At 47.9% G+C, this 11,753-nt stretch carries 10 protein-coding genes; all 10 read left to right on the top strand.

All coding sequences use genetic code 11. The features are described from left to right. Positions 1-30 precede the first annotated feature (30 nt). The 10 genes from AC5ELV_RS24090 to AC5ELV_RS24045 all read left to right on the top strand — a co-directional run bounded on the left by AC5ELV_RS24090 (position 31) and on the right by AC5ELV_RS24045 (position 11,553). Positions 31-780, top strand: coding sequence for a vWA domain-containing protein (locus tag AC5ELV_RS24090; protein ID WP_023986444.1), 750 nt, complete (start codon positions 31-33; stop codon positions 778-780). Beyond that, positions 764-1,702, top strand: a complete 939-nt coding sequence (locus tag AC5ELV_RS24085) for a protein kinase domain-containing protein (protein ID WP_023986445.1) — start codon at positions 764-766, stop codon at positions 1,700-1,702. The genes AC5ELV_RS24090 and AC5ELV_RS24085 overlap by 17 nt, the downstream gene beginning before the upstream one ends. A gap of 66 nt (positions 1,703-1,768) precedes the next feature. After that, the gene (gene tilS / locus AC5ELV_RS24080; RefSeq protein ID WP_493432190.1) at positions 1,769-3,217 is read left to right on the top strand and encodes a tRNA lysidine(34) synthetase TilS; all 1,449 of its coding nucleotides are present in this window, start codon (positions 1,769-1,771) and stop codon (positions 3,215-3,217) included. 47 nt (positions 3,218-3,264) lie between these two features. After that, positions 3,265-3,804 (top strand): hypoxanthine phosphoribosyltransferase, encoded by a 540-nt coding sequence (gene hpt / locus AC5ELV_RS24075; protein WP_023986447.1) that lies wholly within the window; start codon positions 3,265-3,267, stop codon positions 3,802-3,804. A gap of 97 nt (positions 3,805-3,901) precedes the next feature. Then, positions 3,902-5,941: an ATP-dependent zinc metalloprotease FtsH gene (gene ftsH, locus AC5ELV_RS24070; RefSeq protein WP_028542511.1), complete on the top strand. Its 2,040-nt coding sequence runs from the start codon at positions 3,902-3,904 to the stop codon at positions 5,939-5,941. A gap of 277 nt (positions 5,942-6,218) precedes the next feature. Then, positions 6,219-7,832: an L-aspartate oxidase gene (gene nadB, locus AC5ELV_RS24065; protein WP_493432189.1), complete on the top strand. Its 1,614-nt coding sequence runs from the start codon at positions 6,219-6,221 to the stop codon at positions 7,830-7,832. After that, positions 7,822-8,712, top strand: coding sequence for a carboxylating nicotinate-nucleotide diphosphorylase (gene nadC / locus AC5ELV_RS24060; protein WP_493432188.1), 891 nt, complete (start codon positions 7,822-7,824; stop codon positions 8,710-8,712). The genes nadB and nadC overlap by 11 nt, the downstream gene beginning before the upstream one ends. A gap of 6 nt (positions 8,713-8,718) precedes the next feature. Continuing rightward, positions 8,719-9,486, top strand: a complete 768-nt coding sequence (locus AC5ELV_RS24055; protein WP_493432187.1) for a type III pantothenate kinase — start codon at positions 8,719-8,721, stop codon at positions 9,484-9,486. Between the two features lie 217 nt (positions 9,487-9,703). Beyond that, complete coding sequence (gene hslO, locus AC5ELV_RS24050; protein ID WP_493432186.1) at positions 9,704-10,588, top strand: Hsp33 family molecular chaperone HslO; 885 nt, start codon at positions 9,704-9,706, stop codon at positions 10,586-10,588. 20 nt (positions 10,589-10,608) lie between these two features. Next, positions 10,609-11,553, top strand: a complete 945-nt coding sequence (locus AC5ELV_RS24045; protein WP_493432185.1) for a peptidyl-prolyl cis-trans isomerase — start codon at positions 10,609-10,611, stop codon at positions 11,551-11,553. Positions 11,554-11,753 lie beyond the last annotated feature (200 nt).

Genomic DNA, 11,753 nt, shown 5'->3' with positions numbered 1-11,753 from the left:
AGATTAAGAGGAAGCGGAGGTCAAAAAACGATGAAGCAAATTTTGATCATTACAGACGGATGCTCAAATGTAGGTGTTAGTCCAGTCATGGCGGCTGCCCAAGCTTTACGGGAAGGTATTACAGTGAATGTCGCCGGAGTCATAGATTATGGAACTATTGGCGAGCTTGGCAGCGCGGAGATTCAAGAAATTGCTAAAGCAGGGGGAGGGTTTAGCCAAATCGTAGGGACAAAGCAGTTGGCACAGACCATGCAGATGATGACGCGCAAAACGGTGGTTCAAACCATTCAGCAGGCGGTTAATAGAGAGTTAACGCACATTCTGGGTGAGGGTGGCGCCAAACATATCGGTGAACTTCCTCCGGCAAAACGAGCCCAAGTGGTTGAGGTGATGGATGAGCTGACAGAAACAAGTACCCTGGAGATTGCCTTGCTCATTGATGCAAGTGCGAGCATGAAGCCCAAGCTACCTGCTGTAGAGGACAGCATTCGCGATTTGCTGCTCAGTTTACAGTCCAGAAGCGGGCACAGCCGTATATCTGTATTTCATTTTCCGGGCGGCAAAATGGGAGAAGACGCAGTCATGGATATCGGTTGGACCTCTGAGCTTAACCAGATCAAATCGATATTTGGACGCTTGCGGATGAAAGGGGCGACGCCGACAGGTCCTGCCATTTTACAAGTGATTGATTATTACCGATATGTTACACTAGGAGAACAGAAAGATCTGGAAGAATCCTATGGCAAAGGAGAAGGGATGCTCGGTGACTACGTCGTCTGATCCCGTTCTTGCACCCGGAACGGTCATCAAGGGCAAGTGGAAGCGGAGCAGCTATGTCATCCAGCGCTTGCTGGGCCGGGGAGCGAACGGAACTGTATATTTGGTAAAAGAAGCACAGGCCGATCGGCAATTTGCTCTGAAAATGGGGAAGAACACGCTTGATCTGCAATCAGAGATTAATGTGCTGACCACATTGCAGTCTCAGGGGACTCAGGCCGCCCTTCAGCGAAATGGAAATCCTTCCTTTTTGTTTGAGGTGGATGATGTTGTGTTACGCAGCGGAGAAATCCCCTTTTATGTTATGCGATATGTTAAGGGTGATCCGCTTCATCGTTTTGTAGCAGCCAAAGGGCCGGAATGGTATGGTGTGGCTGGGACTGGCATACTGAATCGCCTAGCGGATCTCCATCAGGCAGGATGGGTGTTTGGCGACCTGAAGCCGCAGAATATTTTGGTCAATGCCTATGGAGAGGCTGAATTAATTGACTACGGTGGGGTCTCTCTTGCTGGTCGGAGTGTTAAACAATTTACAGAATGGTATGACAGGGGATTCTGGAATGCTGGCAGCCGAAATGCCGATTCCCAGTATGACCTGTTTGCCTTCGCTCTTCTAACGATTCATATATTGGAGAGCGAATCGTTAAAGGCGGCTGCGAGCAGGCTGCCACAGCTGCGTAATACGGCAGAATTGACGGTCATCATTCGCCGCAGCCGTGTATTACGTCCCTATGCCGAATGGCTGCTGGGTGCAGTGCGTGGAGAATATTCCGATACTCGTGCAGCTGCCCGATCTTGGTCACGTTTGGCTTCCGCACATGTCAGGCAATCGTCGGTCAAAAGAGGGAACCCACGCTGGTTGGGATATGCTTTCACGGTATCGCTTTTGCTGCTTGCCGGAGCGCTCTGGATTGCGTTAAGGTAGCAGCATGACTTACATAAGATAACAGATGATGATCATTTTTACGGTCGGGAGAAAAGAGGGTCGTGAATGGGAACAACAAAACCGACCGGTGTTGTACAGGAAGTACTCGCCTTGGCGCGAGATCATTCACTGTGGAGCCCCGGAGACCGCATTGTGGTTGCTGTATCCGGTGGGCCGGATTCGGTGGCCCTTTTGCACATTTTACACGAAATATCCGTTATACATATGCCTTTACAACTCGTTTGCGCTCACGTTCATCATGGCTTCAGACCAGAGGAATCGGATGCGGAGGCTGAAGTGGTACGCAATATCGCCCGAAAGCTTGAACTTCCATTTGAAATGACTCGGGTGGATGTACCCGCTTATATGAAGGAGAGCGGGAAGGGGCCACAGGAAGCAGCCCGCGAGATGCGCTATAGCTTTTTACATGATATGGCTACAAAATGGGAAGCGCAGCATATTGCAATGGCCCACCACGGTGACGATCAAGCCGAAACGGTTCTCTTGCACTTGCTGCGTGGTAGCGGCCCAGCAGGTTTGGCGGGTATGCGTTTGGTGCGCAGGGAAAAAAATGTGCAACTCATTCGCCCGTTGCTACGTATGTACAAGGCTGACCTGATTGAGTTTTGTAATTTTTATGGTCTTTCCTATGTGATAGACAGCACTAATTTATCATCCAAATACCGCCGTAACGCCATTCGCATGGATGTGCTTCCTTTTTTGGGGCAATATAATGAGCGACTGACACCGTCCCTGAACCGGCTGGCCGAAACGATGGCTGACGAAAATGACTTTATGGAGGCATCTACGCTGTCGGCATACGAGGAAATGGTGCGCTTGGATAATGGCAGGTACATGTTTCCCATCGCTTCATACCGTAAGCTATCCGTTGCTTTACAACGGAGGTTGATTAAACTAATATTAAATTATCTGCCTTCGGACAGTGAAAATTTTGATTTTCGTAAAATTGAGACCGTTCGACTAAAACTTCTCCAAGAGGCGTCGTCTACATGGAGTTTGGATTTGGGAGGCGGTGCGGTTGGAGTCCGCGAATATGACCAGGCGGTTTTGTTTGACCGTACGCAAGTCGTTATGGGCGAATGGTGCTATGGACTGAGCGTATTGCCTATTTCCGGTGAGCTAGAGTTGCCTGAGGCAGGTGGTATACTGCGGTGGCGAAGGGCTTCCTATTCCAATGGATATCATCCGACGAACAAGGAGGAAGCTTGGTTCGACGCAGAACAATTGAGTCTGCCTTTGACTGTACGCTCGCGATTACCTGGAGATACCATGTATGTAATGGGATTAAACGGAAGAAAAAAGGTTAAAGATATTTTTATTGATGAAAAAATACCTCCTTCAATGCGTTCCGTTACTCCCATCGTCTGCGACCACTCTGGAGCTATTCTCTGGATTCCGGGCGTACGACGTTCTGTACATGCCACGGTGCAAGAGCACACGTCTTCGGTTATATATATGTCATGGCAAAGACGAGAGAGTCCGGGGCACCGGTAATTGCGCAGGAACGGCTTTCATAGTATAAACTTAGGAGGTTTACACCGTTGCAAAATGATATTCAGGAAATATTGATCAGCGAAGAAGAAATTCAGAGTAAAATTAAGGAATTGGGTGCACAGCTCAGCGTAAAATATGAAGGTAAAAATCCATTGGTGATTTGCGTACTGAAAGGTGCGTTTATCTTTATGGCTGATTTGGTTAAATCCATTACAGTGCCGTTGGAGCTTGATTTCATGGCTGTGTCAAGTTATGGAGCGTCCACAAAATCCTCAGGTATCATCAAAATCATTAAGGATTTGGATGCATCTGTGGAAGGACGCGACGTTCTGATTGTCGAAGATATTATCGACAGCGGCCTGACGCTGACGCATTTGATTGAATTGCTTAAGAACCGTAATGCCAATTCGGTATGTGTCGTAACCTTGTTCGACAAGCCTGCACGCCGGACGGTTAATCTTGAAGCGGATTATACTGGATTTACGCTTCCAGATGCATTTGTTGTCGGCTATGGTCTGGACTATGCCGAGCACTACCGGAACCTCCCATACATAGGGATTTTGAAGCCGGAAATCTACACCAGCTAATCTCAGCCTCCAGTCCTAGGACTAAATAAGGCCCTTTGTTGAGAAGGACTTACAGGCTATGGTAAAATAACTTAAGTGTCTCGAGAGGAGGTAGGGGATGAATCGGTTCATCCGGAATTCTGGTTTTTATTTGATTCTTTTTTTAGTTGTGGTGGGTATCGTTCAGTTTGTTAGCAACAGTAACGAAGCCTCCGATCTCCCTAGATATGACCAATTACGGCAAGAGGTTAAAGCTAATAACATCTCTAAAGTAACGGTCCAATTTGACGGTTACGCCTATCTTGTAACCGGTGCATATAAGAAGCAGCCGGCTAATGCTAAATCGACCAATTTTTCCGTATATGTTCCACCAACGGATCAAGCACTAAGTGAACTGGTAAATGCCAGCGAAACGAACGGGTTTGAATACGTGCAGAAGAAAATGGAAGGCGAAAGCATTTGGCTGACGTTTTTGACTTCTATCATTCCTTTGGTGATCATGTTCCTGTTGTTCTTCTTCCTGTTTAATCAGGCACAGGGCGGTGGCGGCAAAGTTATGAACTTCGGCAAGAGCAAAGCCCGTCTGTATAACGAAGAGAAGAAGAAGGTTACGTTTGAAGACGTGGCAGGGGCTGACGAAGAGAAGCAGGAGCTTGTCGAAGTCGTAGAATTCTTGAAGGACCCACGCAAGTTTGCAGCTGTGGGCGCTCGTATTCCAAAAGGTGTTCTGTTAGTGGGCCCTCCAGGTACAGGTAAAACACTCTTGGCAAGAGCTGTTGCAGGCGAGGCCGGAGTACCGTTTTTCAGTATCTCGGGTTCTGATTTTGTAGAAATGTTCGTCGGGGTCGGTGCTTCCCGTGTTCGCGATTTGTTCGAGAACGCGAAGAAGAACGCACCTTGTATCATTTTCATTGATGAAATTGATGCCGTTGGACGTCAACGTGGCGCTGGATTGGGTGGCGGACATGATGAACGTGAGCAGACGCTCAACCAATTGCTCGTAGAGATGGATGGATTCGGCGCAAACGAAGGTATTATCATCGTAGCTGCTACAAACCGTCCGGATATTCTAGACCCGGCGTTGCTTCGTCCAGGACGTTTTGACCGTCAAATTACGGTTGACCGTCCAGATGTTAAAGGCCGTGAAGCAGTATTGTATGTACATGCTCGCAACAAGCCATTAACGAAGGATGTTAAATTGGACGTAATTGCGAAACGTACAACAGGCTTTACAGGTGCTGATCTGGAAAATCTGTTGAACGAAGCTGCCTTGTTGGCGGCTCGTCGTAACCGCAGAGATATTTCGATGCGAGAAGTAGATGAAGCTATCGACCGTGTTATCGTAGGTACAGAAAAACGCAGCCGCGTAATCAGTGACCGCGAGAAACGAATTGTTGCTTATCATGAAGCAGGCCATACGATTATTGGTTTCTTCTTGGAAAATGCCGACATGGTTCACAAGGTAACGATTATTCCACGTGGACGTGCAGGCGGATATGTCATCATGCTTCCGAAGGAAGACCGTATGCTGACTACCAAGCAGGAATTGCTGGACAAAATCACTGGATTGTTGGGTGGACGCGTATCCGAGGAACTGTTCATTGGTGAAATCGGAACGGGAGCCTATAGCGACTTCCAGCAAGCTACAAGCATTGCACGCAGCATGATCGTAGAATATGGTATGAGTGAGAAGCTTGGTCCGATGCAGTTCGGTACTTCACAAGGCCAAGTATTCCTTGGACGCGATATCGGTCATGAGCAGAACTACAGTGATCAGATCGCTTATCAGATTGACCAGGAGATGAATCGCTTCATCACTGAATCTTATGAGCGTGCTAGAGAACTCCTGACCAAGTATTCCAAAGAGGTTCATTTGATTGCTCAAACCTTGCTGGTAGAAGAAACCTTGGAACTTGAACAAATCAAACGTTTGATCGAGACAGGTTCTTTGGATGGTGGCACGACTGAGGGAGAAGGAACACCGGAAAACGGTGAGCCTGTGATCGACAACATTGGCGACGTCCGTGTACGTATTCAAGGTAAGGATGACGAGCCTAAGAATACAACGGATCAACCGAATGATATCCCTAATCTGCAAAAGCCAGAGGATGATAACAATTCGGGCAACTCCGGTGGTACTCCACCGACAACAACCTAATCATTCAATGGATAGTTGAATAAGCGTATATGCAAGCTCCGGGGAACCAGGTATTATTGGTTTTCCGGAGCTTTTTAAATGGAAGATTATTGCTAACGTGATTTGACAGACACCGGAACGTTGTGTACATTTATTGTTAAATAAACGGCTGTCGTCTTCTTAGCTTATAAAAGCCAACAGCCGCTGCAATCGACTTTCTATCATTTTGAACATATACGTGAGCGCATACTGTAGAACCTATGGTGTGCGCTATTCTTCTGTGAAATCAGGTGAAGGCATGATTCCAAGATATCTAGTTGATTTTGATGTAGCGGAATTGACCCGATTGGAAGCCGACGTGTTAATTATCGGCTCCGGCATTGCGGGCTTATATACGGCGATTAAGGCTGCGGAGAATCGGAAAGTGTTGTTAATCACCAAGAGGGCCTTGATGGAAAGCAACACACGTTATGCTCAAGGCGGCATTGCTGCTGTCACATCGGACGAGGATACACCTGCTTATCATATGCAGGACACCCTGATCGCTGGGGCAGGTTTGTGCGAACCAGAAGCGGTTAGAACGCTTGTCCATGAAGGTCCAGAGAATATTCGGGAGTTAATACGTATGGGGACGGCCTTTGATCGTGTGGATGGCGAACTAGCGTTGACACGGGAAGGAGCGCATAGCCATCGGCGTATTTTGCATGCGAATGGAGATGCTACGGGTTATGAAATTGCTCGTGCGTTGTCTAAACAGGTTGCTGCCCATCCCGCTATCGAAATATGGGAAGAGTGCATGGTAATTGATCTGCTGACGGAGCATGATGAGTGCATTGGAGCCCTCGTCCAAAAGCCGGATGGGGAAAGGTCGTATATAACTGCTAATGCAACGATATTGTGCTCAGGAGGCAGCGGACAATTATACCGTTATACGACCAATCCGGATATTGCAACCGGGGATGGTATCGCTATGGCATACCGTGCTGGGGCGGTTGTACGGGATATGGAATTCATACAGTTTCACCCTACGGCGTTGTGCCATCCAGGTGCTCCAAGGTTTCTAATTTCCGAAGCTGTACGGGGGGAAGGAGCCGTGTTACGGAACATTCATGGAGAACGTTTCATGGAACAGTATGATTCGCGGCAGGAGCTTGCACCCAGAGATATTGTAGCTCGTGCTATCATTCATGAGATGGAACGCACCCAAGCTACATATGTATACCTGGATATTACGCATGAGCCACCTGAGCGGGTGAAGCAACGTTTTCCAACCATTTATCGGACATGTCTGTCATTTGGTTTGGATATGACGACAGACTGGATTCCCATTGCGCCTGCTGCCCATTATATGATGGGTGGAGTTCAGACCAATTTATACGGCGAAAGCTCCATTGGGCGTTTGTTCGCCTGCGGGGAGACCTCTTCTACAGGTGTTCACGGAGCTAATCGTCTAGCGAGCAATTCATTATCTGAAGCTATTGTATTCGCCAGCAGGATTATTGAGCGACTGCATTCATTGCCACCGCTGGTCGGTCATACGTTGATTACTTATAGCGATAACCGTATAGAGTTCCTGGCATCGTCCGTCGTGGAGCAGCGGCATAAGCTGCAGGAAGCAATGGTTCGTTATGCTGGGGTTCGTCGGCACGGCGAGGGGCTGCAAGCAGCATTAGATGAGCTGCAAGGGCAAATGCCTATTTTTGAGACTATGATCGCCAGTCGGGAAGAGATCGAACTTGCCAATTTGCTCACCTGTGCTTTATTAGTAACAGATGGGGCGTTGCTGCGTGAGGAGAGCCGGGGAGCACATTATCGCGAGGATTTTCCTGAGAGAGATGATAGCGTCTGGCGAAAGCATGTTCAGCAGCGACGTGAGCAAGGCACAACGGAGGAGTACGTTCATGACATCTAACAGCGAGCTTTATGGAGAGTTTAGTGGATATCAGGAAGAACTGACGGCACAAATTCGCAGCTGGCTGCGAGAAGATACAGGCTCCGGCGATGTGACCACGCGCTGGACGATTGAGCAGGGCCATCAATCCAAGGCTGTCATTCATGCCAAGGAGCGCGGCGTGGTTGCCGGTTTACCCGTAGCTGCCCTTGTATTTCAAGTGGTGGACCCTTCCTTATCATTCGTTCCGCTGGTGACCGATGGACAGTGGATTGAAAAAGGAAGCGTTTTGGCGGAAGTGACGGGGAGTACTCATGCGATTCTGACTGGAGAGCGACTGGCATTAAATTTGCTCCAACGGATGTCTGGCATTGCCACGCGGACTCAAGCTTTTATAGATCAATTGCATGGTTTGTCCACCCGCTTGGTGGATACACGTAAAACAACACCGGGACATCGGCTGCTGGAGAAGTATGCTGTTCGTGTAGGCGGTGGCTCGAATCATCGCTTTGGCCTGTACGATGCTGTTATGATTAAGGATAATCATATTAAGGGCGCAGGTGGGATTGAACAAGCTGTGAGTCGAGCGCGCGCTAATATACCGCATACGATGACGATTGAAGTAGAGACGGAAAACATGAAACAAGTTCAGGAAGCCCTGGAAGCTGGGGCGGATATCATTATGCTGGATAACATGTCTGCCCCAGATATGAAGGAAGCCGTTCGGTTCATTCGGGAACGGGCCCCACATGTCAAAACAGAAGCCTCGGGCAATGTATCGCTGGATACAGTGCGTGAGATGGCTGAGAGTGGCGTAGATGTGATTTCTGTAGGCAGGCTGACATACTCTTTTCATAGTCTGGATATCAGTCTTGACCTTAACGCAAAGAAAGATAGGTGACACCCATTGATTCTTGTAGTGGATGTAGGTAATACCAATATTGTTCTGGGGATGTACGAAGGGCGCGAGCTGTTGCACCATTACCGGATTAGTACCTCCAGACAAGCAACCGCAGATGAATACGGCGTACTCATACATAATCTGTTTAGTATGGGTGGCGTATTAAAAGATGACATCCAAGGAGTTATTATTTCCTCTGTCGTTCCGCCATTGGTCCGTGTATTAGAAGAAATGTGCGATAAATACATAGGCAGAACGCCGTTAATCGTCGGACCGGGAATCAAGACCGGTCTTAACCTGCGTTATGAGAATCCGCGTGAAGTAGGTGCGGATCGGATCGTGAACGCTGTTGCGGCTGTCGAACGGTTTGGCGGGCCGCTGGTTGTGGTGGATTTTGGAACAGCGACGACGTTTGATTGTATTGACGATAAGGGAAACTACCTGGGTGGTGTCATTGTGCCGGGTATCGGGATTTCAACAGAGGCACTGTATCAACGGGCTTCCAAGCTGCCTCGCATCGAGTTGGAGAAACCCAAAAAGGTTATTGGTCGTAATACGGTTCATGCCATGCAAGCTGGGATTATCTTCGGTTATGCTGGGCAAGTGGATGGTATTGTGAGGCGCATTAAGGAAGAAATGCAGGCGGAGCCTACGGTTATTGCTACCGGAGGTCTTGCAGAGCTAATTGCATCAGAGACAGAGAGCATTCAGAAAGTGTTGCCGATGTTGACGCTCGAAGGATTACGTATCATTTACCAACGTAACGCTGAATAAAAAAGTAGATATAAGCTGCCGCTGAGTCCAACCGATGATCTTATCGGTTTGGATTAGCGGCGTTTTTCGTCTATACTGAAATATGTTACGTTTTTGAACAATTCGCGTGATCGGTCGATCAGGTTGTTTATATAGTAGGAAATTATGCTTCAATGATGAGCAATACTAACGAAAATGAGCAGCATAGCTGTCCAGGAGAATAGGGGAGGATATCAGTATGGAAAATAAGCAGGATCGACTTATTCGTGGCACAGCCATGGATGGGAGGGTTAGAGCTTTTGCTGTTCGGACAACTCAATTGGTAGAGGAATTGCGGAGAAGACATGATACGTATCCAACGGCTACCGCTGCTTTAGGGCGAACCCTCACAGCAGGTGCTATTATGGGTTCTATGCTAAAAGGCAAAGAGCGATTGACCATTCAAGTTAAAGGTGATGGACCGATTGGGCAAATCATCGTTGATGCCAATGCTGTAGGGGAAGTGCGAGGTTATGTTACTGAACCGCATGTGCATTTGCCGAGCAATAATATGGGCAAACTGGACGTAGCGGGTGCCGTAGGTACAGAGGGGTTCATTCATATCATCAAGGATTTGGGGTTAAAAGAACCGTATCGCGGCAGTACTCCGATTATTTCCGGCGAACTGGGTGAGGACTTTACCTATTATTTTGCCAAATCGGAACAGACCCCGTCAGCGGTGGGCTTGGGTGTGCTAGTAGATACTGATAACTCGGTTATTGTGGCTGGTGGATTTATTATTCAGTTGCTTCCAGGTTTGAATGATGATGAGATTACTGCGATCGAAAATGCAGTCAGCTCCATTCCACCCGTTACTGCTTTGCTGGATCAAGGGTTAGAACTTGATGAAATGCTGCGCTGGATGCTGCCGGACGTTCGGATTCTCGATGAATTGGATATCCATTTTCAATGTGAGTGCTCACGTGAGCGCGTGGAAAAAACATTGATCAGTTTGGGAGAAAGCGAATTAGAGCAGTTAATTGAGGAAGAAGGACAGGCTGAGGTCGTATGTCACTTTTGTAATGAGGCTTATCAATTTAATAAAGATGAGCTGCAAAATCTGTTAGATCAAGCCAAATCCTAACCGGATGGGCGGTGTAAGCGATGACTATACGGGAAAAAGGATTATGGACAGCTGTCATTATTCTGACCGTTAGCGTCGCCGCCTTGGGTGGTCTTATCATGCTTCGGGGGCTGTCAAAGCCGGGTGATGTAAGCAAGGATGACGGCGATCATACTGTGGCGGAGATGGGTCAGGAAGGCATATCGGAGGAACAGTGGGTAGCGGAACTGAAAAAGCGATATGGAACCAATACGCTGTTGCAAATGTTGAATCGTAAAGCCGTGCAGGCTGAAACCAAGCGTCTCGGTATCAAGATCACCCAAGAGGATTTACAGCAGGTGCTGGAGCAGGATAGTAAAGGGTATGACTCAGATCATGTCTACTTTGATGAAATGCAGCGACAGTTTGGCTTAGATCCGGTTGACTTGCGGAATGAAGCAGAATACCGGATTGGTTTGGAGAAAATAGCCACGCAGGGTATTCAGGTTCAGGAAGCTGAGATTGACGAGTATTGGGAGCAGCACCCCGAGGAGTTTGCCGTCGGTAGGCAGATCCAATTGGCAGCTCTTTATGTGGATAATGCGGAGGAAGCAGAAGCGTTGCTAGATCGGGTTAAGCAGGGGGAGAGCTTCGATATGCTAATTCAAGAGCATTCAGGTAAGCCTTTCGACAAAGATAGCAGTGGACAGCTGGGATGGGTGGATGAATATGATCCATTGCAACCGGAGGCGATCATGAAGGCGGCGAGAGAGCTAAACTCCGGGGATGTTGCAGGTCCGATCTCTGTTAACGATGGCTATGCTGTCATTTATGTACAGGATGTCCGGTTGAAAAATTCTCCGGATAAGCAGCAGATCCGGCAGCAAATTCGTCGATCTCTTGCGCTTGCACAAGCCGCTCCTTTGGAAGAGGTTGAGAAGAGTCTGCGTGATAAGTATGGAGCGCGTATTTTATCTGGAAAGAATGCATCCTCCGCTTCTCTGTAACGTAGTGAAAGAATATTGGTTCAAAGGAAGCGCGATGCTGATAACGCGGGTTGACAGCATCGCAGCTTACTCACTCGTATTGACATTGGAATTGAAGATTGTTATGATTAGCGTATAAAACCCACTATTTTTATCGGAAATTAAATGAACGGTACAAAATGAAAGTGATTGACTAAGAATGATCTACAATATGATTTCGC

Source organism: Paenibacillus sp. NMA1017, from assembly GCF_058895805.1.
This window is presented reverse-complemented; position numbering and strand designations above follow the sequence as displayed.